We start from the raw sequence: 25666 nt of genomic DNA on the forward strand, positions 1-25666 counted from the left end.
AAAACAAGTATTTTTATAGCCTTGTCTCTTGTATTCTTTCTCATATACATCTTCCTCTCATAATATATTTTTTTAGAAGCAAAAAACCGCATAAACACGGTCTTTATCCTAATCTATTAATAGATTTTATTTTTTATATTTACTTTTAAGATATTCAACTAGATCTATATTATAAGCTAACCCGCTGCACATTATCTTAATATAATTTCTAGGAATGTCCTTACTTTGAGCAATGTTAATTTTCACATGAATTAATTTGCGTTTTGTATCATTAAAGAACTCCTTTTTATTTGCATAAAGCTTTGAAATATCCTTCTCATTAATAACTACCTCAGCTTCATCGGCATCAATATCCTTAAGATATTCAAATATTATATCATTAATTATTCTGCCCTCAACAAGCTCTCTTACAGCAGGATGAAAAGGTCCTGCCACAACGTCGCCATCCTTATTTATTTCCTTTGTTGGCTGAAGTCCAACTCTAATAATTTTTATATTATGCGCTGCATACATTCCATATATAACTTTACAAATATCTATACATTCTTCTAATGTATATGGCTTATATATGCCCTCTCTATACATCTTCTCCATAGGAGTATCTTTAATTACTAGAGCCGGATATATTCTGCAAATATCTGGTTTCATTTCTATACTTTTTCTTGCTGTTTCAATGTCCTTTTCGAAACTATCGCCTGGAAGTCCAAGCATTACCTGATGTCCCAATATAAATCCATATTCCTTTATCAGCTTTGAAGCCTTTCGAGCATCTTCATCACTATGTCCTCTACCTGATTTCAAAAGAACTTCTTTATCTAAAGATTGAATGCCTAACTCAATTACATCTGCACTATAATTTTTCAAGTTATTAAGTATTTCATCATCAATATAATCTGGACGTGTTGAAAGATGTATATACTTAACAATTCCCATATCCTTATATTCTTTTGCTACTTTTAAAAGTTCTTTTTGCTTCTCCATATCTATAGCCGTAAATGTACCACCAAAAAATGATACTTCTATAACAGCATCTTTATTAGGTATAGTTTTTATATATCCCTCAATTGTACTTCTAACATAATTTGCATTGACAAGATCACTAACTCCTGTAATAGTATTTTGATTACAAAAGACACAATTATGTGGGCATCCCTCATGAGGAACAAAAATAGGTATAATATAATGTGCATTACTCATTCTAATTTTTCAGCCCTTTCAATGCTTTACACGCTGCATCCTGCTCTGCTTCTTTTTTTGTATACCCAATTCCATTACTTTTAATAGCACCATTAAAAATTAAATTTATATAAAACTTTCTTCTATGAGGTGGACCTTCATATTTTACAAGTTCATACTTTATATCAATTTTACCATTAGCTTGAAGAACTTCCTGCAACCTAGTTTTATAATCAAGTATAATTTCATCTTTTACTGCTTTTTCAATTATGTCCTTAAATACTTTAATAATAAACTCCTTTACATAATCAAAACCCTTATCAAGGTATATGGCCGCAATCACAGCTTCCACGCAATCAGAAAGAATAGAAACTCTAGTTCTTCCACCAGTTAATTCTTCTCCCTTGCTCATTTTTATGTAATTTCCAAGTTCCCACTTTTTAGATATTTCATGTAATGATGCTTCACAAACTATAAGTGCTCTCTTTCTTGTAAGCTCTCCTTCTGATATATCCTCATATTTTTTAAACAAATACTCAGATATTGATAATTCAAGTACTGCATCACCTAGAAATTCAAGTCTTTCATTATATTTTATATTTCTATTTTCATTTGCATAAGAACTATGGGTTATTGCAGTTTTAATAAGTTCTTTATCATTAAACTCAATGCCTATTTTTTTTTCTAAATCACTTAGTTTTTTATCTTCATATGAAAACATGTTTCACCGCCTAAACCAAGTTCATTCTTCAAATTACTCTATTAATCTTTTTAAATAATTTCAAGAATAAACTTAAAATATTTTAAATATAAAGCCCCGCATTATACGGGACTTATATTATTCCTCAGTATGAGCTTTTATGTATTCCACAACATCTTTTACCGCTGAAACTTTTTCAGCATCTTCATCAGGTATTTCTATATCAAATTCCTCTTCTAATGCCATTATCAATTCTACTATATCAAGAGAATCTGCTCCTAGGTCATCAACAAAGGAAGAATCCATAGTAATCTCATCTTTTTCTAATCCAAGCTGTTCAGCTATTATATCTTTAACTTTTTCAAATATCATAATTTCACCTCCTAAACTCTATTAAGATAATATTACATATATGAGCTATCGTCAATATTTATAATACTATTTTTTTTATTTATTATAGTATTTTTCTTAAATTTTATTCTTATCACTCACTGTTTTTATATCAGCGACCTTTTCAAGCTCCTTAGATATTTTACCTATTATTCCATTTTCATAACAAATCTTAGCCTGTTTTACTGCATTTTTAAAAGCTTTTGCATCGGAACTTCCATGAGCTTTTATAACTATTCCTTTTGCACCTAAAAAAGGCGAACCACCATATTCTGTATAATCAAACTTCTTTTTAAAATCTCTAAAAACATCCTTTAGCAAAAGTCCCCCTATTTTAGCTTTAGTAGAAGACATTATCTCGTCTTTTAACATTTTGAATATGTTAGATGCTACACCCTCATACATTTTAAGTATGGTATTTCCAACAAATCCATCACATACAAGCACATTAACATCACCACTTGAAACTTCTCTAGGCTCTACATTTCCTACAAAATTAAAATCGGTTTCTTTAAGCATTTTGTGAACAGCCTTCGTTAACTCATTTCCCTTTTCTTCTTCTGTTCCTATATTTACAAGTCCTATAGATGGGTTTTTAACTCCTAAAATGTTTTCAAAGTATATTTTACCCATAAGAGCAAATTGAAGCAGATATTGAGGCTTACAATCGACATTAGCCCCTGAATCTGAAACCATAAAAGGCGCATTCTTACCTGGCATAATTGGCGATAATGCAACCCTATCTATGCCTTTTATTCTTCCAATGATAAATGTAGCACCCGCCATTAACGCACCTGTGCTCCCTGCTGATATTACACCATCAGCTTTGCCATCTTTAACAAGCTTTATTGCTTTATAAAGTGAAGATTCCTTTTTTCTTTTTATAGCCATAACCGGATGTTCATTGTTAGTTATAACTTCCTTTGCATCAACTATCTCCATTTTATCTTTATTAAAACTATATTTTTTAACTTCATCCCTTATTCTGTCTTCAGTACCTGTAATTATTATGTTGACATCATATTCATTGATAGCATCTACACAACCTTTAACAACCTCAGAAGGCGAATTGTCTCCACCCATGCCATCTACAGCTATTATCATGATAACACCCCTTTACAAATACATTTAAGTAAAAAATCGTACTAATTTAATAGATTGTACAGTATTTCTATAAAATTAAATTCCAGATGGACTTATCCTTCTGGAATTTAGATACGCTTTTTCAATAAATGTCCCTAATGAAAATCTATAGAGTATTAACTCTATAGATTTTATCTGAACCTCTATCGAAATCACCCTAATAAAAGAAATTTATGTAATTTTCCTTTATTTTGATTCTAAAACAACAACTTCTTTACCTTTATAATATCCACAGTTTTTGCAAACTCTATGAGCCAATTTCATTTCATGGCAGTTTGGACATTCTACTATTCCAGGTAAACTTAATTTAAATGTTTGAGCTCTTCTTGAATCTCTTCTACCTTTTGAAAATTTTCTTGCTGGATTTCCCATCTGTAAACACCTCCTTAACGGTTTGAAAACAATTCTTTAAGCTTTTCAAGCCTAGGGTCTATGTTTTCTTCATGACAATTACATGTAGATACATTTAAGTTAGTACCACATATTGGACACAACCCTTTACAGTCCTCTTTACACAACCTTTTTATAGGAAGAGAGACTATAATGTTGTTTTCAACAATTTCACAAATATTCACATTATCATTTTCTATAAAGATAATTTCCTCATCTTTATTTTCTGGATTATTAGTGAGTTTTTCATGAATTTCCAAATCAATATTATATGGAAATTTTTCAAGACACCTTGAACACTCGAGTTCAATAATACCTTTAACGTTACAGTCAAGATATATTATATCCCCCACTCTTGTAAGATCCCCTGTAAGTTTCAAAGGTTCCTTTACATCAAATTCTTCAACGCCATCTTGAAGTTTTTTAATATCAAGTTCAATATCTAAAGATTTCTTATCTACTTTTTTACTTGTTAAATCAGAAACATTTATCATAATACCATTAGCTTCAAACTTATGCAAGCTATTTGCCTTGTATGCCATCGCAAAAACACTTACTAAGCCTCAGTAAAGCTAAATATTCCCTCCCTAGTTATTATTAACCCACTAATTTATCCCTTAGGAATAAAGCCACAATTTATTATATAAACCTAGCAAATAAAAGTCAAGTTTTATTTTAAATATCCCACTATTTCTTTAGTGTCTCTAGCAATCATTAGTTCTTCATTAGTAGGAATAACTAAAACTTTTACCTTTGAATCCTTTGCACTTATATCTTCATCTATACCAATAGCTTCCTTATTCTTTTCTTCGTCAGCTTTTATTCCAAGAAAGTCCATGTTTTTACATATTTCATGTCTATTTTCTGGAGAATTTTCACCAATTCCTCCCGTAAACACTAAGCAATCTATTCCATTCATTGCAGCAATATATGCACCTATAAACTTTTTAATTCTATAATGAAAAATATTAAAAACAAATTTAGCCCTTTGATCGTTCTCACGAACACCCTTCTTTATATCTCTCATATCACTGCTTATTTCACTTAAGCCAAGTATTCCAGATTTTTTATTTAAAGTAGTATCCACTTCTTCTGGTGTCATATTTAATTCTTTAATCATAAATGAAACTATAGCTGGATCTATATCTCCACTTCTTGTTCCCATAACAAGCCCTGCAAGTGGTGTAAATCCCATACTTGTGTCAACTGATTTTCCACCATTTACAGCTGTAACACTAGCACCACCTCCAAGATGGCATACTACCATTTTTAAACTTTTTATGTCTTTTCCTAAAAATTCTGCTGCAGCTTTAGACACAAACTTATGTGATGTACCGTGAAATCCATATCGTCTTATTCCGTAATCCTTATAAAAATTATATGGAAGTGCATACATATAAGCATAGTCTGGCATACTTTGATGAAAGGCAGTATCAAACACTGCAACCATAGGAGTATTTGGCATAAGTTCCTTGCATGCATTTATACCAACCATGTTAGGTGGATTATGAAGAGGTGCTAGCTTGCTGCATTCCTCTATCGATTTCATAACTTCATCATCTATAAGAACTGATTTAGCATATTTTTCTCCACCATGCACTACTCTATGTCCAACAGCAGAAATTTCATTCATACCTTTTATTACTCCGTATTTTTCATCCACAAGGGCATTTAAAACAAGCTTTATAGCTATAGTATGATCCTTCATAGGCTCCTCTATAACATATTTTTCTCCATTAACTTTATGAGTTAATATTGAACCTTCTATTCCTATTCTTTCTACTAACCCCTTAGCGAGAACTGCTTCATCTTCCATGTTTATCAATTGATATTTAAGAGATGAACTTCCGCAATTTACAACTAAAACCTTCATAAATATACCTCCTATATTCCTCTTTGTGCCTCAACAGCAGTCATTGTAACTACGTTTACAATATCTTCTGCACTGCATCCTCTAGACAAATCATTAATAGGTTTTGCAAAACCTTGACATATTGGTCCTATTGCTTTAGCTTTAGCGAATCTTTGAACTAATTTATAACCTATATTTCCAGTTTGAAGATCAGGAAATACAAGTACGTTAGCCTTACCAGCTACCTTACTCATTGGAGCTTTTAATTTTGCAACTTCTGGTTCAATTGCTGCATCTAGTTGTAATTCTCCATCAATATCAATGTCTGGTCTAAGTTCTTTTGCTATTTTAACAGCATTAGTAACTTTTTCAACCAACTCACCTTTTGCACTTCCCATTGTTGAGAATGATAACATTGCAACTTTAGGATCAAGGTTACATAATTTTTTAGCTGTTTCTGCTGTAGTTATAGCTATATCTGCAAGTTCCTCTGAGGTAGGGTTAGGGTTAACTGCACAATCTGCAAATAAAAGTAGTCCACTTTCACCATAATCACAATCTGGAACCTTCATTACAAAAAATCCAGAAACTATTTTAACACCAGGTGCTGTTTTTACTATTTGAAGTCCAGGTCTTAAAAGATCACCTGTAGTGTGTACTGCACCTGAAACCATTCCATCAACATAACCAGATTTAACTGCCATAGTAGCAAAATACAATGGATCTCTTACCATTTTTTCGGCTTTTTCCATTGTAATGCCTTTTTTCTTTCTAAGCTCATAAAATTCTTTAACATAGCCTTCTAATTTTTCTGAAATATTGGGGTCCATTATTTCAGCTTTTGAAATATCTGAATTTAGTTTTTTAGCATTTTCTCTTATTTTAGCTTCATTTCCTACAAGAACTAAATCTGCTAGCCCCTCTTTTAAAATTGTGTTTGCTGCAATTAAGTTTCTCTCTTCTTCGCCTTCTGCTAATATTATTTTTTTCCTATCTTTTTTAGCATCTTCCATTAAGCTTTCAATTAAATCCATGTTTTTTCTCCTTTCGAACTTTGGAAACAATCTTGTAATTTCCACTCTTAGATTTTAAATTCTTAAGTTGCAAAAATCTAGCAATTATAAATCTTGGAATTAAAAAATCTAATTTTTAATTTATTTATATAAATTCACACGTTAATAATATTATTATCTAATATTCATATATAATATAAACCCATTGCAATATAATTTTCAACAAAAAATTAAAAATTTTTTTCCAGCCAATAAATTCAGTATGTTGCGAATTTTCAGTCTATATTAATTGTTTAAATTAAAATTTTATGGAATTGATTTAATAATATAAATTAAAACTTCACAATATTTGTTATAATACTTAATGAGGTGATTTGTTTGAATATAACTGGAATTGTTGCTGAATATAACCCACTACATAATGGACATATCTATCATTTACTCCAAACAAAAAAAATATGCAGCAGCGACGGAATAGTATGCGTTATGAGTGGAAATTTTGTTCAACGAGGTGAGCCAGCCTTAATTGACAAGTGGAATAGAACAAAAGCTGCTATTCTTTCTGGAGTTGACCTTGTAGTAGAGCTTCCATGCATTTATTCTTTATCTTCTGCAGAATTTTTTGCATTTGGTGCTGTAAGTCTTTTAAATTCACTTGAAGTAGTAAACAGTCTGTGCTTTGGAAGTGAATCTGGAAATATTAAAAATATAGAATTGATAGCTGCCATATTAAATAAGGAACCTGAAGAATACAAAAACTTTTTAAAAGACAATCTCAAACAAGGATTATCTTTTCCTAAGGCAAGAATGAAAGCAATTAAAGAGTTTTTTTTAAAAAATTTAGATTTTTCTTTAGACGAAAATGACATGACATATTCCAACAATGTGCTTGGAATTGAATACTGTAAAAGCTTAAAAAAGTTGAATAGTACAATAAAGCCTTATACAGTAAAAAGAAAAGGAAATCTATACACAGATACTAAATTATCTGATTATCCAAGTGCTACAGCAATAAGAAACCACTTGAAAAAATCTAATAATATTGATTTGCTAAAGGATTTAGTACCTAAAAGTTCCTTTAGCATTATAAAAAGCAACGTAGACAATATTACTTTTAAAGACAGCATGTTTAATTTCTTAAAATATAAAACTTATATAAATAAAGATTCTTTAAAAAACTTGCCTGATGTTTCAGAAGGTCTAGAAAATAAAATATATAATGCTTTAGTAAACTCTAACAGCATAGATGAGGCATTAACCCTTATGAAGAGCAAAAGGTATGCCTATACGCGTCTTACAAGAATTTTATCCCAATATTACATTGGATTTGACTGTTATAATACAGAGCATTTAAGAAAATTGCCCTGTCCTTATGCACGAATTTTGGGTTTCAATAAACGCGGAAAAGAAATCCTTAGGCTTATGAAGTCAAAAAGTAAAATTCCCCTAATTTCTAAAGTAAATAGAATAGAAGATGAAATATTAAACCTGGATATGCAAGCAACTAGAGCATACAGTTTAATTAATAATTCTATAAACCCTCTTGATGACTATTTAAAAAAGCCTATAATATTTTAATTATATGTAATATTCTTTCATTCTCCTAAAATATTATATTGTATATAGTGAAACTTAAATTTTATAGTTAAGCAATTTATCCATGTGTAAATAATATTTTAGGAGGGATTATCTTTGATAGTTCTATTTTTAATTATCCCAATTATATTTCTTTTATTTCTTTTATTTAGAAAAACCACACCTGTAAAGTCTATAAATATATTAATTACTACTATATGTTCAATAATTGTAGTATTTATAATTTTAAGTCCAGAAATATGTCTTAAATTTTCAATAAATGGAGCAAAATTATTTTTTTATAATGTTTTCCCTTATGTTTTTCCTTTTATGATTTTATCAAATCTTATAATATATTATAATGGTGTTGAGATATATTCTAAATTTCTAGGTATACTTTGTAAGCCTCAAAAATTACCTAAAAATACAGCAATAGTGCTCGCAATAAGCGCTCTTTGCGGATATCCTCTTGGTGCAAAGTATTCTTGCGATCTCTATGAGGAAGGGGTGATCGATTTTAATACCTTCGAAAGGATTATAAACATAGCTTCTAATGCAGGTCCACTTTTTATAGTTGGAGCCGTGGGGACATCAATGCTGGGAAATAAATATTCAGGATATATTCTCTTGGCATCCTGTTATCTTTCATGCATACTTATGGGTATATTACTTCCATATAAAGCTTCAATTACACATGTACGCACTAAAAAGAAAAGCAATACTAGGAAAGAAAATAACTTAGGCATTTTTATAAAAAAAAGCGTTGAAAATGCGCTTCAAGTATCAATTCAACTTATGGGATTTATAGTTTTTTTCTCCGTATTAATAGGTATATTAAAAAATTCCTTTTTATTTAAAAACATTCAAAATCCCATGGTTAAATCAATAATACTTGGTTGTATTGAAATGACTAATGGTTGCTCAATAATTTCTACTTCAGAAACTTCATTTGAGTTAAAAATGATTTTAACAAGCTTTTTAATGTGCTTTGGGGGATTCTGCGTTATATCTCAAATTTACTCATTTATAGGGAAATATGAAATTTCTCCTACTAAATTTATACTAAGAAAGCTTATCCAAGGTGTCTTAGGAAGCTTTATATGTTTTATCCTAATAAATGTTTTGCCTAAGCAAGAAATAAAATATACTTTTAATTTTCAGCTTTCAAAATACAATTTTATATTATACTATATTTCTTTAATTATAATTTTTATAATTCCTATACTTTTAAGCAAAATTCTAAGGCGAAAATATTAATGCTTATTACTCGACCTTTTTAGTTCGTCAATATTTTCACTTATGACATCGCTTATAGCTTTAAAATCATTTTCAATATCCATATCAAATTGTTCCATATCCTTTTTAATTCTATCTCCTGTTTCATTTTTTCTAATTTCAATTTGTTCATCTAGTTTTTTCAGAAGATTATATGCATACTCGATTGAAGCAAGTTTTATTTCCTCTGCTTCTTTTTTTGCAGAAATTATTATACACTGAGCCTTTTCCTCAGCTTCCTTTGTAATATCATGTTTTTCAACTTCTTCTCTTATATTCTGAAGATTTCTTTCTCTTATAGCATCCGCTTCTTTAATAGCATTATTAAGTATTTTTTCTTTATCACTAATGATCCTCTGAGCTTTTCTAAATTCATCTGGAAGCTCATCAATAATTTGAGTTATAACATCTATCATTTCTTTTTTGTTTACTGACACCTTACGTGAAAGAGGAAATTTACTTCCCGTTTCAACTATTTCTTGCAAGTATTCCAGTAACTTCATTATATTCATACTCTATTCCCCCAAATTGTACAATAATAATATTACTTAATGTTTTTTACTTTTCTTGCAACATCTGATATTATTTCATCTGGTACAAGTCCCTTAATACAGCCTCCCAAAAAGGCCACTTGCTTAATAGATGAAGAACTTAAAAATGAAAATTCTGAACTTGTCATCATAAATACAGTTTCAATTCCTGGATCCAACTTTTTATTCATTAATGAGGTTTGAAGCTCATATTCAAAATCCGCTACACTTCTAAGTCCCCTTACCATAACATTAGAGTTGTTCTCCCGCATAAAATCAACAAGAAGTCCATTAAAGCTCTTTACACTTACATTATCATAAGGTTTTACAACCTTTTTTATAATATCTACTCTTTCATTAATCGTAAATAACCCATTTTTATCTGGATTAACAAGGACTCCTACAAGAACCTTGTCAAACACCCTAGATGACCTTTTTATTATGTCTAAATGTCCATTAGTAATCGGATCAAAACTTCCAGGGTACACAGCTACTTTCATCTTTAGTCCTCCTTATATCTATAAAAGCAAATTGTTGTATTACCATATTTCTTGTGTCTTATAAGTCTAATGCTTTTATTTCCTTCATAAATTTCTTCGCCAGAATCAATTTTAGTAACAATAAGCCCATCCCCCTTAAGCATACCTTTGCTGCTTATAATTTCTACAGCCGGCGGAATCATATCTTTCGAATAAGGTGGATCAATAAATATTAAATCGAACTCTTCATTTTTATCGCCCAAATTTTCTAAAGCCTTATATGAATCCATGTTAATTGTTTCGCATTTATCATCAAATTTTAAATTTTCCACATTTTTTCTAAGCAAACTATATGTTTCAGGACTTTGATCTATCAAAACACATCTTTTAGCTCCTCTACTCACTGCTTCAAGGCCTAAACTTCCCGTACCAGCAAAAGCATCAAGAACAATTGAATAGGGAACTTCATTCTGAATTATATCAAAAATGGATTCTTTAACTCTATCCAAAGTAGGTCTTGTCACCATGCTTGCTGGTGGTAGCAATTTTCGCCCTTTTGCAATACCTGAAATTATCCTCATAATGTTTCCTCCAATTCAAGGCAAATTTTCGTTAATATTTTATCACATTTATGTATAACATACAAAAACTATTTTGTTAAATTTTTAATTTTTACTGTTATATAATACGCTTTATAGTGTTGCCGACTCAACTTTTAGCTTATATATGCATCATAATACCTTGAACATAGGATTTTGAAACATGTATAAGTTGAGTTTAGATATGGTAACACTTTAATTAAAGCATATATATCTAGATGTACTTTTTAATTTTTCAGCAATATATTTTTTAACTTTTATATCTTCATCAGCTTTACTTAAAATAAGTTTTTTTGCTTCTTCATTTGCAAGCTTAAGTGTATTTATATCATCTACAACATCACTTATAATAAGCTCATTATCTCCACTTTGTCTTATTCCAAAAACTTCCCCGCTTCCTCTAAGTTTTAAGTCCTGCTCTGAAATGTAGAAACCATCTGTACTTCCTGATATTATTTTCATTCTTTTTTCAACTATCTTATTTTTAAGTTCAGTTATCAAAATACAATAGGAATTATACTCACCACGTCCAACCCTTCCGCGAAGCTGATGCAGCTGGGCAAGACCAAATCTTTCTGCATTTTCAATAATCATAACAGATGCATTTGGTACATTTACTCCTACCTCTATGACCGTGGTGGATACAAGTACCTTTATTTTTCCAGCTTTAAATTCATTCATTACCCTTTCTTTATCCTTAGCTGGCATTTTGCCGTGGAGCATTTCGGTTTCTACATTTTTAAAATATGTACTTTTTAATTCCTCATATAGCTTTTCTACAGAAGTAAGTTTAAGCTCATCATTTTCTTCAACTAATGGACATACTACGTATATCTGTCTTCCTTCTTCAATTTGTTTCAATGCAAAATTATAAACCCTGCTTTTTTCATTGCTTTTTATATAATATGTTTCAATTTTTTTCCTTCCCGGCGGCAGCTCATCTATTATCGATACATCAAGATCGCCATATAAATACAATGATAAAGTTCTTGGTATAGGCGTAGCTGTCATCACAAGCACATCAACGTTATCCCCCTTATTGAAGAGTTTATTTCTTTGCATAACACCAAATCTGTGAAGTTCATCTGTAACAATCATTCCAAGATTTTTAAATTCTACATTATCTTCAATTAGAGCATGAGTACCTATAATTAAATCAATTTCTCCACTCTTTAATTTTTCCTTTATATCATTTTTATTTTTTGCTGTTACACTTCCAGTTAAAATTTCAATTTTTATATCAAAGCTGCTGAATAAATTATTAGCTTCTTTAAAATGCTGCTTTGCTAAAATTTCTGTAGGAGCCATTAATGCCCCCTGATATCCATTCTTTATAACATTAAATAGTGCAATTAAAGCAACTACAGTCTTACCTGAACCAACATCTCCTTGAACAAGCCTATTCATTGAATTTGGTCTTTTTTCATCAACAAGTACTTCCCTTATAACTCTATTTTGTGCATCTGTAAGCTTAAACGGCAATTTTTCCTTTAACACTTTAAGCTCTGACGATATTTTAAATGCAAATCCCTTATTATTAGCTTTAACATATTCTTTAAGCATCAATATTTTTAATGAGTATGTAAATAGTTCTTGAAACTTTAACCTTCTTTTGCTTTCCATAAGTTCAACACTATCCTTAGGACTGTGAATTCCTCTAAGCGCTCTATCAAGGTCATAAAAGCTATACTTTTCAACCAGCCATTTAGGCATATTTTCACTAATCTTAATTTGTTTTAATAACTCTAGTATTATTCTTATAAAAAAGCTATTTTTTAAAGTTCCAGAAAGAGCATACTTGGGAACTATTTTATTATTATTATTTATATCTCCATTTAAAATCACAGGGTTATTTACCGTAATTTCTTTGCTCGTTTTTTTTATTTTCCCAATTATTTTATACCAATTATTATAAATAAATTTGCTTTTTATATAAGGTTGATTGAACCATACAGCATAAAAATTATTTTTTCCATCTGAAAACATCATTTTAGTTACAATTCTTCCACTCTTAGCTCTAAATTCTCTTTCTAACTTTATTGGCATACAATTTAAAACTATTTTATCACCATCTTGTGTCTCTAATATGGAAGGGCATGAAGATATATTATCATAGGATTTTGGAAAATATAAAAGCAAATCCATTATAGAAAATATACCACATTTATTTAATTTTTCTGCCATTTTAGGTCCTATTCCTTTTAAACTTGATATATCCGCATTGATATTCATAACTTTTTCACTCCAAAATATTTCTATAGGGACTTTGTTCTAAAATATAGCCCTCTATAAAAAAGAAAGTAGCACTGCTACTTTCTTTTTTATACAACTCAATAACAATATCTACTCAACAGATACTATAAAATAATATAATGGCTGCTCACCAAAGCTGCACTGTACATCTTTAGTTGAATATTTTTTCTCAAGCTTTTTAACCAGCTTTTCTACTTCACCATTATCGCAATCTTTTCCATAATAAACAGAAATAAGTTCACTATTGTCGTCAATCATGCTGTCTATGATATCTTCACAAACTTCGTAAACATTATTTCCGATCTTTTTTATTTTTCCTTCAATAAGACCCAATATATCGTTTTCCTTTATATTGTTTCCATCTATTTCAGTATCTCTAACTGCATAAGTTACAGAGCCTGTCTTTACATTTTTAATAGCCTCTGCTAAATTCTCGATATTAGCTTGCGCTTCTCCATCATAATCAAATTCAGCAAGGCAAGTGATAGCCTGTGGCATTGTAGTTGTAGGAATTACATATACATTTTTTTCTGATAAATCTTTTGCCTGATTTGCCGCCATGATTATATTTTTATTGTTTGGAAATACTATTATATTTTCAGCATCAATTTCATTGATACTTGAAAGTATATCTTGAGTACTTGGATTCATGGTCTGCCCACCTTCTATTACCTTATCCACACCCAAATCTTTAAATATTTTTGTTATTCCTTGACCTAATGCAACTGATATAAAACCATATTTTTTATGCTGCGATTCTGTAGAAACTTCATCATAACTTTCTTTATTATCAGCTTCTGACTTAAGCCCAAGAACCTCCCTATGCTCTTCTCTCATGTTATCTATTTTTATTTTAGAAAGTTCCCCAAGCTTTACGGCTTTCGATAAAACAACACCTGGATCATTAGTATGTATGTGAACTTTTGTTATATCATCCACATTTACAACTATCATGCTGTCACCTATTTTAGATATTTCATTTCTAAATTCTGTAACGTCAGATTCATTTGAATGTATTATAAACTCTGTACAGTATCCAAATTTTATTTCTTCATCAACATTCACTCCAGCTGTCTTAACAGTTTTAGATGATTTTATCTCGCCACTTAGTTCTACATTTAAATCATCTCTTAATGCCTCATACATTCCTTTTAATATTATAAGAAGTCCTGTTCCACCAGAATCTACAACCTTTGCCTTTTTTAAAACTGGAAGCATTTCAGGAGTTCTATTTAATGCCTCTTCACTAAACTCACATACCTCTTCTAACAATTCTGTAATATCAGTTTTATTGCTTTTTAATGCACTTTCACCAGCACTTCTTACTATAGTTAAAATAGTGCCTTCTGTTGGTCTCATTACAGCTTTATATGCAAAATTTGCTCCTTCCATTAAACAATGCGAAAACTTTTCACTATCTATTATTTCAGCATCACCAATTCCACTTGAAATTCCTCTTAAAATTTGTGATAATATTACTCCGGAATTTCCTCTTGCTCCCATAAGTGCACCTTTGGCTAACTTTTTAGACATTTCGCCAATTGGGGAAGTTTTAGCACTATTAACTTCTAAAACTGCATTTCTGAAAGTCATGGACATATTAGTTCCTGTATCACCATCTGGTACAGGAAAAACATTTAATGAATTTACAAATTCTTTTTGTTCCTCTAGTCTATTGCAGGCATTTACGATCATATTATAAAAACTATGCCCATCTATTGTTAAGTGTTTCAATTTTAGTACCTCCTTAGACTCTTACACCTTGCACATTTACTGTTATACTTGAAACCTTTAGTCCTGTGTAATTCTCTACATTATATCTTACTTTCTGAATTATATTGTTTGCTATAACTGAAATTTTTGTGCCATATTCAACTATAATATATAACTCAACACTTAATTTATTTTCCTTACAATTTATTTTAACACCTTTGCTTAAATTTCCGCCTTTTATGAGCTCCCAGAGTCCATCCTTAGCATTTTTAGAAGCCATACCAACTACACCATAACATTCCATAGTTGAAACCCCTATAATATTAGCAAGTGTTTCCACAGAAAAATTTATATTACCATTTTCATTGGAAATCTGCATCATTTTAAATTCCTCCTTAACTATAAGCATAATACAATTTTATATTAAAACAAACAATTATTCAATAAGTTTAAAAATTTAATTGCTATAATTTATGAAAAGAAATTAATTTTCTCTTGCATATTTTGCTCAATATATGATAAAATATGATATGTGTTTTGTTTGGAATGTATTTTTTACATATATAAGGGAGGTGTATACATAATGTCAAGAAAATGCGATATATGCGGAAAAGGTGTTGTTGCTGGCGTACAATATAGCCATGCACATAATCAATCAAAAAGAACATGGCTTCCTAATATAAGAACAGTTAAAGCTGTAGTTAATGGAACTCCAAAAACTATTCATGTATGTACTAGATGCTTACGTTCAGGAAAAGTACAGCGTGCTATATAAAATAAAAAATGCAGTTGTTTATCAATTGCATTTTTTATTTACATTAAATTTAGTTTTATGTTTAATTTTTTTTTCTCACAAAAACTTTGATTATGGTCGATAAAAATTTTGGAAGCTTTACGGCGATAATTTTCATACTATATCCCCTCCTAAAATATAATCACAAATACACTATTATCTATATATAATTTATATGCATTTAAATACTCAATTATGGCAATGTTCTATTAAATACCAACCTAAATATATGAGCCCTGCTCCAACTGCAATTATCCATCCACAAACTGGTATTACAACAGCGATTATTATACCAGCACCTACAGAGGTTACTATTAAACCAAGCGTATTTTTTTCAATTTTCTTCTTAAAACTTTTTGACATAACAAGCACCTCCTTTAGTAACTCACTAACATTATATGCTGAATCACTAAAAAAGTTTACTCATTAATCTCTAGATTTAAATACAATTACATATCCTTTTTCAAAAGTTATTTTAACACTTACATCCAAAAATTCATTTGATATGGTCCTTGGATCTCCAAACTTCAGATTATAATCAAGAAGAGGATATTTGGCTCCCTCTATGGATAAATTTTTAACTTCATTCATATATGCTTGTATTGAAAACATCTCACCTTTTTTGCCTTCCAGTACAGATGTCTTATCTATTATAAATATTGTGTTATTATCATCTTTTATGCATGCTTTTATTCCTCTTTTATTGCATCTTAAAAGCAGCCCCATGTTTCCAAAAAGATGATCAAGTCTTGTACCTGTACATCCCAAAAAAACGACTTCATTTACATCCAATTTTAAAGCCTCAGAAAGTGCTAATTCAGTATCAGTAAAATCTTTTTCTTTTGGATATTTAAATACATTAATGCAATTATTTTTAAAATATTCAAAAGCTTCTTTACTTATAGAATCAAAATCTCCAAGCAAAATATTAGGTTTTATTCGGTACTTGTACAAGCAATTTGCACCACTATCGGCACATATTAAAAAATCACAGTTTTTTAGCTCGTCCATTAAAAGCTTCTCAGATGGCTCCTTGCCTCCAGAAATTATAACTACTTTCATTAAATTATGCTTCCTTTTAATAAATTAATATTTTCTTCTATTGCATTATCTTTAAATACAGCTGAACCTGCAACTATAACATTAGCTCCAGCTTTTACTACATTTTTTATATTATTAGCTCCAATTCCGCCATCTACTTCAATTAAAATATCCTCATTAATATCCTTAGAAAGTTCCTTTACTTCTTTTATTTTATTCAAAGAATAGTCAATAAATTTTTGTCCCCCATAACCAGGGTTAACTGTCATTATAAGTACCATATCTACTGAACCTAATATATCTTTAATACACATAACCGGTGTCCCTGGATTTAACGCAATACAAGCCTTTATTCCAAAACTTTTTATATAATTAATAGTTCTATCAATGTGTCTATCAGCTTCATAATGAATTGTAATAATATCAGCGCCACATTTTACGAATTCTTCTATATATCTTGATGGATCCTCTATCATAAGATGAACATCAAATGTTTTTTTAGTGTAATTTCTTATAGACTTTATTATAGGAAAGCCAAAACTAATATTAGGTACAAAATTACCATCCATTACATCGATATGTATAAAATCAGCATTAGATTTATCTAAAACTTTTATTTGCTCTCCTAATCTTGAAAAATCTGCTGATAAAATTGATGGTGCTAATTTAATCATTTATACTTCCTCCTAGCCTTTAGTTCTTCTAAGGCACTAACATAAAAGTCATATCTGCTTTTATGTATTTTCCCTTGATTTACTGCCTCTTTAACTTCACATTCAGGTTCCTTGTAATGAAGGCATCCTGAAAATTTGCACATATCACTATATTTTAAGAATTCCGGAAACAATTCTTTAAGTTCCTCAGTTTCCAAAAATTTTATGTCAAGAGAGGAAAACCCTGGGGTATCAACTAAGAATCCCCCATTGAGTTCTATAAGTTCACTGTGTCTTGTTGTATGTTTACCTCTCTTTATTTTTTCACTTACATCTCCAGTTTGCATAGCTTCTTTGCCTACTAATCCATTAAATATAGTAGATTTTCCAACTCCTGAAACGCCGCATACTACAGTTACATTTCCACTTAATTTATCCTTTAAAGCATCCATGCCAATTCCACTTTTTGCATTTAACATTACGTATTCATAACCAATTGTTTCTATAATACTTTTCATGTTTGAAATCTCATCATCAGAAGCCATATCTATTTTGTTAAAACATATAACCGGCTTTATTTCCTTTGCTTCACATAAAACAAGAAACTTATTAAACAAATCATTATTAAAGTTAGGATTTCTCATAGCAAATACTACAAATGCCTGAGTAATATTGGCTACGAGTGGTCTTTTAAGTTCATTAAATCTAGTTTGAATTTTATCTATTACCCCTTTGTCACCATCGACAGATATTAAAACTCTATCACCAACAATAGGAGTCATTTCATTAAATCTAAATTTCCCTCTTGCCTTACATTCATATACTTTTTCCCCAACTTTAACATAATAAAATCCTGCTATACCTTTAACTATTATCCCTTGCATAAATCCTCCAATTACAAAATTTACTTTTTATCACCACTACCATTTTGAGTGTTTGAGCCTTCCTGACCGTTACCTGTAGATGTCGTAGTATTTCCACTACCCTGCTGATTATTGCTTGGCTGTGTAGGAGGTGTTGTATTGCTACCACCGTTGCCCTGTGGCCCACCACTCTTAGTATTAGTACTGGTCGCCTGCGTATTTGTGTTAGTATTGTTATTATTATTTGATTGTGCTGTTGAATTATACTTTAAAACTATAATAGTAACAGTTGAATTTTTAGCAACTTTTGTACCAGGCCCTGGGGTTTCAGATTCAACTATGCCATCCTTACTTGAATCAGTGGTATATTTCATTTGAATATTTACATTAAATCCAGAAGCCTTAAGTGCTGCACTTGCATCACTTTGTGTTCTGCCTGATACATCTGGTACAATTACAGTATCGCTTTCACTAGAACCAGTACTTATAACTAAATCTATAGTTTTACCTTTTTCAAGACTACTTCCTCCTGATGGATCTTGATCAATTACATATCCCTTTTGAACTTCATTACTACTTATTCTTCTAATATTTCCAACCTTATACCCACTTTTAGTTATTTGATCTTTCGCTTCACTTTCTGATAACATAAAAAGTGTAGGAACTGTACTTGTTTCTTGACCTGAACTTATATCTACTCTTACTGTAGTGCCTTCATCAACTTCCGTATTTTCACTTGGAGAGCATGCTATTACTGTTCCAACTGGCTTATCGCTTTTTGTTCTTTGAACAACTTCGAATTTTAATTTTACATTAGCAACAGCTTTTTTAGCATCTCCCTCTTTAAGTCCAATAATCTTCGGAACCTTAACCCTACTAACCGAACTTCCTCCAAGAAGTCCTGCTCCAAGTGCAAAAAATAACACACAGCCAGCCAATATTATGACTCCTATAATAGATGCAGCTATTATCTTTTTCTTTTTGCTTACTTTATTATTTTTAGGTTCATCTTCTTCTGGATCTTCTGCATCTTCTAAACCTTCATTATCCTCAAAACCATCTTTGTTCTTAGTAAGATCTTTTTCTAAGCCTTTTGCCTTTACTGGTTCCATTACTCTAGTGTAATCTTCATCGTCATCTACACTTATAGTCTCGTCAAAATCATCTATTTTATAATTACTTTTCATTCTAATAAGATCATTTAATATTTGTCTTGCATTTTGATATCTGTCATCAGGATTTTTTTGAAGGCACTTTAAAATCAAACTATTAAGTGATTCTGGTATATTTTCATTTAAATTCTTCGGAGGAACAACTGGTTCTTGTATATGCTTTAAAGCTACAGAAACAGGAGTATCTGCATCATGAGGAACTTTACCCGTTACCATTTCATAAAGAACTATTCCAAAAGAGTATATATCTGTTCTGCAATCAACCTTTTTTCCCTGCGCCTGTTCAGGTGATAAATAATGTGCAGACCCAACTACTTTGTCTGTACTTGTAATTGTAACTGAATTTGAAGCTTTTGCTATTCCAAAGTCTGTAACCTTAACAATTCCATCTTTTGTAACCATTATATTATGAGGTTTTATATCCCTATGAATAATATTATTTTTATGAGCACAATCAAGAGCTTTACTGATTTGAATAGCTATTGTTATAAGCCTCTTTGTATCTATTCGCTTTTCTTGCTTTATTATTTCCTTAAGAGTTTTTCCGTCAATGTATTCCATAACTATATAATTTACTCTTCCATCTGCACCAACATCATATATATTGACAATATTGATATCTGAAATACTTGCAACAGATGTTGCTTCCCTCTTAAATTTAGCCACAAAATCATCATCATCGGAAAGTTCATTTTTAAGAACCTTCACAGCTACATTTCTATTTAAAACTGTATCCTTTGCTTTGTATACAATCGCTGTGCCACCTACACCTATTTTTTCCTCCAATTTATATCTATTACTTAGAACAGTTCCTATCATCTCTACACTCTCCTCCAAATACAATAACTGATATATTATCTCTACTTCCCTTTATTTTGCTTAATTCAACGAGTTTACTACAGGCTTCATTGTTATCATTTTTAATTACAATATTGTAAATGTCCTGAGTAGTTACCCCATTGGTCAACCCATCAGTAGATAATACACATTTATTAACTTCAGTTAAATCTATATTAAAAATATCAACATCCACAAATTCACTAGTTCCAAGTGCCCTTGTTATTATGTTCTTATTAGGATGAGTCATTGCCTCTTCCTCAGTTATGGTACCAGTATCAACAAGCTGTTGTACAAGAGAATGATCTTTAGTTATTTTTTTTATTTCATTTTTTGTAATTGTAAAGCAACTGCTATCCCCAACATTAGCTACAGCCATACTGTTATTCTTTACCAAGCATGCAGTTATAGTAGTGCCCATTCCAGATAAGCGTTCTGAAACCTTTGATTTTTCATATATCTTTTCGTTAGCATAGTGAACTGCATTTTCAAGAAGTATTCCCATTTGTTCTTCTTTAATATCGCTTTTCCACTTTATGTATTCTATAGTAGCTTCAACTGCAATTTTGCTTGCAACTTCACCGGCATTGTGCCCTCCCATTCCGTCTGCAATAATATAAAGTTTTAAATCTCCATCTTCGTAATAATCAGCATAATCTTCATTTAGCTTTCTAACATTACCAATATCAGATACTATTCCTACCATCTTCACACCTCTTATCATCATCACTTTGATTTAAGTAATTTCTTCTCAGTTGACCGCATGCCGCATTAATATCTAAGCCCATTTCTTTTCTAACTGTATTTTCTATGCCAGCTTTAGATAAAACCCTTGAAAATTCTTCAATAGTATTTTTAGAAGGTTTTTCATATGAGGTTTCCTTGACTGAATTTACTGGAATTATATTTACATGACATAACATTCCTTTAAGTAGGATTGATAGTTCTCTTGCATTTTCGATGCTGTCATTAACATCCTTTACCAAAGAATATTCAAAGGTAACTCTTCTTTTGGTGATTTTAGAATAATTACTGCATGCATCAATTATTTCGCTAATACTATATTTATTAGCAATTGGCATGATTTTTTTTCTTAAATTATCATTTGGTGCATGAAGAGAAATTGCAAGTGTAATTTGAAGATCTTCTTTTATTAAATCATATATTTTAGGTACTATTCCGCAGGTGGAAAGTGTAATATGTCTTTGACCTATATTCAAGCCCTGATTATCATTGACGAGTCTTATAAATTTGATTACATTATCATAATTATCTAGGGGTTCACCACTTCCCATAAGCACTATATTAGATATTCTTTCACCAATTTCGTTTTGTGCCTCAAGTACTTCAGCAAGAATTTCTCCTGCTGTTAAATTTCTTATACGTCCGCCAATAGTAGATGCACAAAAACTGCACCCCATTCTACATCCAATCTGGGTTGATACGCATATCGAATTTCCATAATCATATTTCATTATAACACATTCAATTACATTTCCATCGTTGTATTCAAATAAAAATTTACTAGTGTCACCATACTTTGAATCCAATCTTTTAATCACTTTAGGTATTCCTAAATAAAAGCTATCACTTAATTTTTGAGTAGTACTTTTAGGGATATTTTTCATATCGGAAAAACTAAAGTTTCCTTTATAAATCCAATCATTTACTTGTTTAGCTCTAAAAGATTTTTCGCCATGAGTTTCCATCCAATTTTTAAGTTCATCTAAACTCAGGTCTAAAATATTTTCCATTTAACATTCACCTACCACAATTTCCTTAATTTGCACATAAAAAAACCATCCATGTGTTCATTTGGAAGTATTGTAACACCGTATTCACCATACCTTATATTTGGAGCATCTCCAAAAAATATCTCCTCTATTTTAAAATTATTATGACTAGCTATAAATCTTTTTATATTATTTTCATTTTCATCCTTATTAAGAGTACAAGTTGAATAAAGTATGACCCCACATTTTTTCAAATATTTAGAAGCATTCTGAAGTATTTTTTCTTGAATTCCACACAATTCTTTTAAATCATTAATACTTTTATTCCACTTTATTTCGGGCTTTTTCTTTATGATACCGAGACCAGAACATGGAACATCAACTAATATTCTATCAGCTTTTCCCCTAAATTTTTCGTTATACACCTCAGCGTTCATTACATCACAGTTTATATTTGTAATGCCAAGTCTTTTAGCATTCTGTTCTATAAATCTTAATTTATTTTTATGTACATCAAAAGCATATACAACTCCAGTATTGTTTGAAATTTCACTTATATGAGTTGTTTTACCACCCGGTGCACTGCATAAATCCATAACATACATGTCCTTATCAATTTCCATACATGGAACTGTAAGCATTGCACTCTCATCTTGAACAGTAAAATCTCCTTCCAAAAATAGTGGATTATTCTCTATACTGCTGCCTCTTTTTATTTTTATAGCCTCAGGACATATATATCCCTCTTCAATATCGTAACCTAACTCCTGCAACTTATGAAACATTTCATCGTAAGTTACTTTGAGTGAATTTACTCTAACTGTAACATTAGGCGTAGAATTTAATCCACCTAGTATACTGTCAATATTTTCAGCACCATATTGCTTTATGAAAAAGTTAACCATCCACGGTTCAAAGGAGTATTTAAATGCAAGAACCTTAATTTTATCTTTGGAATTGCAAAAATCCTCATCTAACCTTCTTAGATAGTTTCTAAGAACACCATTTACAAACTTAGAAGACTTAAGAGATGAATATTTTTTTGCAAGTTCAACGCCTTCATTTACAACTGCAAAATCAGGTATTCTGTCAAGATACTTTATCTGATATACAGAACTTCTAAGTATATTTAATATAATTTTATCCAGCTTACTAAACTTAACCGTTATAAACCTTTTAAGGATGACATCAATTGTATATTTATATTTTATAGTTCCATACACTATTTCTGTTACAAGTCCCTTGTCGCTTTGGCTTAAGCCCGAACTTTTTAAAGTTTTATTAAGACTTATATTTGAATATGAATTATTGAAAAACACTTCATTTAAAACATCTATAACAACTTTTCTCGCATTTACCATATTTTTATTCCTTTTCTTTAATCTCTGTCTCTACTTATAATTATAAGTCTAAGTAATTGTGAAACTGCCATTAATGCTGCTGCTACATACGTCATCGCCGCTGCACTAAGTACTTTTTTAGCCCCTTTTACCTCATCACCATAAAGTATTCCTCTACTTTCAAGAAGTTTTAGAGCCCTACTTGATGCATCAAATTCAACTGGTAAAGTTATGAGATGAAATACAACAACTGCTGCAAAAAGAACAACACCAATTCTTGCAAGGAATGGAATACTAAATATGATTCCTACAAAGAACAATATCCATGATGCGCTAGAACTCAAATTAACAGCTGGTACTATGGCATTCCTTATTTCAAGTGGAGCATAATGCTGCTTATGCTGAAAAGCATGACCTGTTTCATGCGCTGCCACTCCAATTGAAGCCACAGAAGTTCCATAATAAACTTCCTCTGAAAGTCTCATTACTCTATTTGCTGGATCATAATGATCAGTAAGTTTTCCTGGTACAACTTCTACAGGCACATCATATAAACCGTTGGCATCTAAAAGTTTCCGTGCTGCATCTGCTCCTGTATAACCATTTATACTTCTAACCTGTGAATAATGATTAAACGCAGAACTAATTTTTGCTTGAGCCCAAAAAGAAAGCAAAATAGCTGGAATCAATAAAATATATGTAGCATCGAAATACATTCTAAACACCTCTTTATCTAATTTTTATTTTAGGCTTTATTTTAAAATAGTACCTTTTTCTATAGTATTACCTGCAATATAATCTTTAACACTCATTATTTTTTTACCTGGAAATTGAATTGACGTTACAAGAAGTTTTCCTTTAGTCGTCTCTATCTTTATTCCATCTTTACTTACATCAGTTATTAGTCCCGGTGTGCCTTCAAAATCACTATCAATTACCTTTGTCTTGTGTATTTTCATAACTTTATCTTTATAATGAGTATATGCTGAAGGCCATGGATTCAATCCTCTTATAAGATTATGAATTTTAACAGCATCGTTATTCCAATTAATTTCACCTAAATCTTTTGAAATTACTGAAATATAAGAAGCTTCCTCATCATTTTGTTTTTGAGGTGCAATTTTACCATCTTTAAAGTCTTCTATTGTATTTAAAAGAAGCTGTGCACCTTTTTCTGAAAGAATATCATGAAGCTGTCCTGCTGTCATATCAAAATCAATATCAGTTTCACACTTTAAAAGCATATCTCCCGTATCAATTCCTTTAGCCATAAGCATAGTAGTGACACCAGATTTTTTTTCTCCATTTACTATAGACCAAATTATAGGTGCAGATCCTCTATATTTAGGAAGAAGTGATGCATGAACATTTATACATGCATATTTAGGTATATTCAAAACTTCCTCTGATAAAATCTGCCCAAAAGCCACTACTACTATAAAATCTGGTTTTATTTCTTTAAGCTTTTCAACATATTCAGGCTCCTTTTTTAAACTTACAGGCTGAAACACAGGAATATTACATTCTAAAGCAATTTCTTTTACAGGAGACATTGCTAATTTTTTTCCTCTACCCTTTGGTCTATCTGGTTGAGTAAAAACAGCTTTCACATCATAATTTTCTATAAGTTTTTTTAATGATGGCACAGCAAATTCAGGTGTACCCATAAAAACTATATTCAATTATTCTTCACCGCTTTCAATTAATTTATCTATAAATAAAACACCATCTAAATGATCAAACTCATGACACATTGCTCTTGCCATAAGCTGTGTACCTTCCACTATTATTTCTTCTCCTTTTTCATTTAGAGTTTTAGCTTTAACATATTCTGGCCTTTCTACCATTCCATCTTTACCTGGTATGCTTAAACATCCTTCGCTATCAACATATCTTCCTTTTGTCTCTAATATTTCTGGATTTATAAAAGCAATAGGACCCTCACCTACATCTATAACTACAACTCTTTTAAGTATTCCAACTTGAGGTGCAGCAAGTCCAACTCCATTGGCACTATACATGGTTTCCTTCATATCCTCAATTAATGTTAAGATTCTTTTATCTATTTTATCTACTTTTCTACTTTTCTTTCTGAGTAGTTCATCACCATATTGTCTTATATTTCTTATCGCCATACTATTACCTC

28 protein-coding genes are annotated in these 25666 nt (G+C 30.7%); 3 read left to right on the forward strand and 25 right to left on the reverse strand.

The genetic code is table 11. From position 1 onward, the window contains the following. Nucleotides 1-126: 126 nt before the first annotated feature. The 8 genes from LQK79_RS04805 to pta all read right to left on the reverse strand — a co-directional run bounded on the left by LQK79_RS04805 (nucleotide 127) and on the right by pta (nucleotide 6685). Entirely contained in the window at nucleotides 127-1197 is a 1071-nt protein-coding gene (locus LQK79_RS04805) for an elongator complex protein 3 (RefSeq protein ID WP_231015733.1), read from the reverse strand. A 1-nt stretch (nucleotide 1198) separates the two neighbouring features. Next, nucleotides 1199-1897 carry a ribonuclease III gene (gene rnc / locus LQK79_RS04810; RefSeq protein WP_231015734.1) on the reverse strand — a complete coding sequence of 233 codons (699 nt, stop codon included), beginning with the start codon at nucleotides 1895-1897 and terminating at the stop codon, nucleotides 1199-1201. 117 nt (nucleotides 1898-2014) lie between these two features. Next, the gene (gene acpP / locus LQK79_RS04815; protein ID WP_231015735.1) at nucleotides 2015-2248 is read right to left on the reverse strand and encodes an acyl carrier protein; all 234 of its coding nucleotides are present in this window, start codon (nucleotides 2246-2248) and stop codon (nucleotides 2015-2017) included. A gap of 96 nt (nucleotides 2249-2344) precedes the next feature. After that, nucleotides 2345-3370: a phosphate acyltransferase PlsX gene (gene plsX, locus LQK79_RS04820; protein WP_053240820.1), complete on the reverse strand. Its 1026-nt coding sequence runs from the start codon at nucleotides 3368-3370 to the stop codon at nucleotides 2345-2347. A 225-nt stretch (nucleotides 3371-3595) separates the two neighbouring features. Continuing rightward, entirely contained in the window at nucleotides 3596-3781 is a 186-nt protein-coding gene (gene rpmF / locus LQK79_RS04825) for a 50S ribosomal protein L32 (RefSeq protein ID WP_053240819.1), read from the reverse strand. Between the two features lie 14 nt (nucleotides 3782-3795). After that, a complete protein-coding gene (locus LQK79_RS04830) occupies nucleotides 3796-4341 on the reverse strand; it encodes a YceD family protein (protein WP_231015736.1) in 546 nt (181 codons plus the stop codon). Between the two features lie 128 nt (nucleotides 4342-4469). Further along, complete coding sequence (locus LQK79_RS04835) at nucleotides 4470-5672, reverse strand: acetate kinase (RefSeq protein ID WP_053240818.1); 1203 nt, start codon at nucleotides 5670-5672, stop codon at nucleotides 4470-4472. Nucleotides 5673-5683: 11 nt separating this feature from the next. Further along, on the reverse strand, nucleotides 5684-6685 hold the full coding sequence (gene pta, locus LQK79_RS04840) for a phosphate acetyltransferase (RefSeq protein WP_231015737.1): 1002 nt from the start codon (nucleotides 6683-6685) through the stop codon (nucleotides 5684-5686). 357 nt (nucleotides 6686-7042) lie between these two features. Here pta and LQK79_RS04845 point away from each other — a divergent pair, with 357 nt between their 5' ends. Next, nucleotides 7043-8242 (forward strand): nucleotidyltransferase, encoded by a 1200-nt coding sequence (locus LQK79_RS04845; RefSeq protein ID WP_231015738.1) that lies wholly within the window; start codon nucleotides 7043-7045, stop codon nucleotides 8240-8242. Nucleotides 8243-8356: 114 nt separating this feature from the next. Further along, nucleotides 8357-9496: a sporulation integral membrane protein YlbJ gene (gene ylbJ / locus LQK79_RS04850; protein WP_231015739.1), complete on the forward strand. Its 1140-nt coding sequence runs from the start codon at nucleotides 8357-8359 to the stop codon at nucleotides 9494-9496. Here ylbJ and LQK79_RS04855 read toward each other — a convergent pair. From LQK79_RS04855 to LQK79_RS04880, 6 genes are all read right to left on the reverse strand, one after another. Continuing rightward, nucleotides 9493-10026, reverse strand: a complete 534-nt coding sequence (locus LQK79_RS04855; protein WP_053240816.1) for a hypothetical protein — start codon at nucleotides 10024-10026, stop codon at nucleotides 9493-9495. The genes ylbJ and LQK79_RS04855 overlap by 4 nt on opposite strands. Nucleotides 10027-10058: 32 nt before the next feature. After that, a complete protein-coding gene (gene coaD, locus LQK79_RS04860) occupies nucleotides 10059-10544 on the reverse strand; it encodes a pantetheine-phosphate adenylyltransferase (RefSeq protein ID WP_053240815.1) in 486 nt (161 codons plus the stop codon). A 2-nt stretch (nucleotides 10545-10546) separates the two neighbouring features. Further along, complete coding sequence (rsmD, locus tag LQK79_RS04865) at nucleotides 10547-11104, reverse strand: 16S rRNA (guanine(966)-N(2))-methyltransferase RsmD (protein ID WP_231015740.1); 558 nt, start codon at nucleotides 11102-11104, stop codon at nucleotides 10547-10549. Nucleotides 11105-11317: 213 nt separating this feature from the next. Next, nucleotides 11318-13354 carry an ATP-dependent DNA helicase RecG gene (gene recG / locus LQK79_RS04870; protein ID WP_053240814.1) on the reverse strand — a complete coding sequence of 679 codons (2037 nt, stop codon included), beginning with the start codon at nucleotides 13352-13354 and terminating at the stop codon, nucleotides 11318-11320. A gap of 111 nt (nucleotides 13355-13465) precedes the next feature. Beyond that, complete coding sequence (locus LQK79_RS04875; RefSeq protein ID WP_231015741.1) at nucleotides 13466-15109, reverse strand: DAK2 domain-containing protein; 1644 nt, start codon at nucleotides 15107-15109, stop codon at nucleotides 13466-13468. A gap of 13 nt (nucleotides 15110-15122) precedes the next feature. After that, the gene (locus LQK79_RS04880) at nucleotides 15123-15470 is read right to left on the reverse strand and encodes an Asp23/Gls24 family envelope stress response protein (protein WP_157055634.1); all 348 of its coding nucleotides are present in this window, start codon (nucleotides 15468-15470) and stop codon (nucleotides 15123-15125) included. A 201-nt stretch (nucleotides 15471-15671) separates the two neighbouring features. On the opposite strand from LQK79_RS04880, the gene rpmB reads away from it, so the two are divergent. Next, complete coding sequence (gene rpmB, locus LQK79_RS04885; protein ID WP_053240813.1) at nucleotides 15672-15863, forward strand: 50S ribosomal protein L28; 192 nt, start codon at nucleotides 15672-15674, stop codon at nucleotides 15861-15863. Nucleotides 15864-16070: 207 nt separating this feature from the next. Here the strand turns inward: rpmB and LQK79_RS04890 are convergent, their stop codons facing one another. From LQK79_RS04890 to def, 11 genes are all read right to left on the reverse strand, one after another. Continuing rightward, nucleotides 16071-16244 (reverse strand): hypothetical protein, encoded by a 174-nt coding sequence (locus tag LQK79_RS04890; protein WP_198149892.1) that lies wholly within the window; start codon nucleotides 16242-16244, stop codon nucleotides 16071-16073. A 63-nt stretch (nucleotides 16245-16307) separates the two neighbouring features. Continuing rightward, entirely contained in the window at nucleotides 16308-16943 is a 636-nt protein-coding gene (locus LQK79_RS04895) for a thiamine diphosphokinase (RefSeq protein WP_053240812.1), read from the reverse strand. Beyond that, complete coding sequence (gene rpe, locus LQK79_RS04900) at nucleotides 16943-17596, reverse strand: ribulose-phosphate 3-epimerase (RefSeq protein WP_053240811.1); 654 nt, start codon at nucleotides 17594-17596, stop codon at nucleotides 16943-16945. Before rpe ends, LQK79_RS04895 begins: the two co-directional genes overlap by 1 nt. Beyond that, on the reverse strand, nucleotides 17593-18459 hold the full coding sequence (gene rsgA, locus LQK79_RS04905) for a ribosome small subunit-dependent GTPase A (protein ID WP_231015742.1): 867 nt from the start codon (nucleotides 18457-18459) through the stop codon (nucleotides 17593-17595). Before rsgA ends, rpe begins: the two co-directional genes overlap by 4 nt. Before the next feature lie 20 nt (nucleotides 18460-18479). After that, nucleotides 18480-20429, reverse strand: coding sequence for a Stk1 family PASTA domain-containing Ser/Thr kinase (pknB, locus tag LQK79_RS04910; RefSeq protein WP_231015743.1), 1950 nt, complete (start codon nucleotides 20427-20429; stop codon nucleotides 18480-18482). Continuing rightward, nucleotides 20407-21153 carry a Stp1/IreP family PP2C-type Ser/Thr phosphatase gene (locus LQK79_RS04915; RefSeq protein WP_231015744.1) on the reverse strand — a complete coding sequence of 249 codons (747 nt, stop codon included), beginning with the start codon at nucleotides 21151-21153 and terminating at the stop codon, nucleotides 20407-20409. Before LQK79_RS04915 ends, pknB begins: the two co-directional genes overlap by 23 nt. Next, complete coding sequence (rlmN, locus tag LQK79_RS04920; RefSeq protein WP_231015745.1) at nucleotides 21134-22201, reverse strand: 23S rRNA (adenine(2503)-C(2))-methyltransferase RlmN; 1068 nt, start codon at nucleotides 22199-22201, stop codon at nucleotides 21134-21136. Before rlmN ends, LQK79_RS04915 begins: the two co-directional genes overlap by 20 nt. A gap of 11 nt (nucleotides 22202-22212) precedes the next feature. Beyond that, nucleotides 22213-23541, reverse strand: coding sequence for a 16S rRNA (cytosine(967)-C(5))-methyltransferase RsmB (gene rsmB, locus LQK79_RS04925; RefSeq protein WP_053240810.1), 1329 nt, complete (start codon nucleotides 23539-23541; stop codon nucleotides 22213-22215). Nucleotides 23542-23558: 17 nt separating this feature from the next. Continuing rightward, entirely contained in the window at nucleotides 23559-24236 is a 678-nt protein-coding gene (locus LQK79_RS04930; RefSeq protein WP_231015746.1) for a zinc metallopeptidase, read from the reverse strand. A gap of 36 nt (nucleotides 24237-24272) precedes the next feature. Continuing rightward, complete coding sequence (fmt, locus tag LQK79_RS04935) at nucleotides 24273-25202, reverse strand: methionyl-tRNA formyltransferase (RefSeq protein WP_269144053.1); 930 nt, start codon at nucleotides 25200-25202, stop codon at nucleotides 24273-24275. After that, entirely contained in the window at nucleotides 25203-25655 is a 453-nt protein-coding gene (gene def, locus LQK79_RS04940; protein WP_053240809.1) for a peptide deformylase, read from the reverse strand. Nucleotides 25656-25666 lie beyond the last annotated feature (11 nt).

The sequence above is a fragment of the Clostridium guangxiense genome (assembly GCF_021043395.1).
GTDB lineage: Bacteria > Bacillota > Clostridia > Clostridiales > Clostridiaceae > Clostridium_S > Clostridium_S guangxiense.

Excerpts from the sequence above, each read along its gene's own strand:
- pknB (WP_231015743.1), bottom strand. The coding sequence starts at position 20,429 with ATGATAGGAACTGTTCTAAGTAATAGATATAAATTGGAGGAAAAAATA.
- LQK79_RS04930 (WP_231015746.1), bottom strand. The coding sequence starts at position 24,236 with ATGTATTTCGATGCTACATATATTTTATTGATTCCAGCTATTTTGCTT.
- rsmD (WP_231015740.1), bottom strand. The coding sequence starts at position 11,104 with ATGAGGATAATTTCAGGTATTGCAAAAGGGCGAAAATTGCTACCACCA.
- rsmB (WP_053240810.1), bottom strand. The coding sequence starts at position 23,541 with ATGGTAAATGCGAGAAAAGTTGTTATAGATGTTTTAAATGAAGTGTTT.
- LQK79_RS04890 (WP_198149892.1), bottom strand. The coding sequence starts at position 16,244 with ATGTCAAAAAGTTTTAAGAAGAAAATTGAAAAAAATACGCTTGGTTTA.
- LQK79_RS04805 (WP_231015733.1), bottom strand. The coding sequence starts at position 1,197 with ATGAGTAATGCACATTATATTATACCTATTTTTGTTCCTCATGAGGGA.
- rsgA (WP_231015742.1), bottom strand. The coding sequence starts at position 18,459 with ATGCAAGGGATAATAGTTAAAGGTATAGCAGGATTTTATTATGTTAAA.
- acpP (WP_231015735.1), bottom strand. The coding sequence starts at position 2,248 with ATGATATTTGAAAAAGTTAAAGATATAATAGCTGAACAGCTTGGATTA.
- coaD (WP_053240815.1), bottom strand. The coding sequence starts at position 10,544 with ATGAAAGTAGCTGTGTACCCTGGAAGTTTTGATCCGATTACTAATGGA.
- LQK79_RS04855 (WP_053240816.1), bottom strand. The coding sequence starts at position 10,026 with ATGAATATAATGAAGTTACTGGAATACTTGCAAGAAATAGTTGAAACG.
- def (WP_053240809.1), bottom strand. The coding sequence starts at position 25,655 with ATGGCGATAAGAAATATAAGACAATATGGTGATGAACTACTCAGAAAG.
- LQK79_RS04830 (WP_231015736.1), bottom strand. The coding sequence starts at position 4,341 with ATGGCATACAAGGCAAATAGCTTGCATAAGTTTGAAGCTAATGGTATT.
- LQK79_RS04915 (WP_231015744.1), bottom strand. The coding sequence starts at position 21,153 with ATGGTAGGAATAGTATCTGATATTGGTAATGTTAGAAAGCTAAATGAA.
- LQK79_RS04835 (WP_053240818.1), bottom strand. The coding sequence starts at position 5,672 with ATGAAGGTTTTAGTTGTAAATTGCGGAAGTTCATCTCTTAAATATCAA.
- rlmN (WP_231015745.1), bottom strand. The coding sequence starts at position 22,201 with ATGGAAAATATTTTAGACCTGAGTTTAGATGAACTTAAAAATTGGATG.
- LQK79_RS04880 (WP_157055634.1), bottom strand. The coding sequence starts at position 15,470 with ATGATGCAGATTTCCAATGAAAATGGTAATATAAATTTTTCTGTGGAA.
- pta (WP_231015737.1), bottom strand. The coding sequence starts at position 6,685 with ATGGATTTAATTGAAAGCTTAATGGAAGATGCTAAAAAAGATAGGAAA.
- rnc (WP_231015734.1), bottom strand. The coding sequence starts at position 1,897 with ATGTTTTCATATGAAGATAAAAAACTAAGTGATTTAGAAAAAAAAATA.
- rpmB (WP_053240813.1), top strand. The coding sequence starts at position 15,672 with ATGTCAAGAAAATGCGATATATGCGGAAAAGGTGTTGTTGCTGGCGTA.
- recG (WP_053240814.1), bottom strand. The coding sequence starts at position 13,354 with ATGAATATCAATGCGGATATATCAAGTTTAAAAGGAATAGGACCTAAA.
- rpmF (WP_053240819.1), bottom strand. The coding sequence starts at position 3,781 with ATGGGAAATCCAGCAAGAAAATTTTCAAAAGGTAGAAGAGATTCAAGA.
- LQK79_RS04895 (WP_053240812.1), bottom strand. The coding sequence starts at position 16,943 with ATGAAAGTAGTTATAATTTCTGGAGGCAAGGAGCCATCTGAGAAGCTT.
- rpe (WP_053240811.1), bottom strand. The coding sequence starts at position 17,596 with ATGATTAAATTAGCACCATCAATTTTATCAGCAGATTTTTCAAGATTA.
- plsX (WP_053240820.1), bottom strand. The coding sequence starts at position 3,370 with ATGATAATAGCTGTAGATGGCATGGGTGGAGACAATTCGCCTTCTGAG.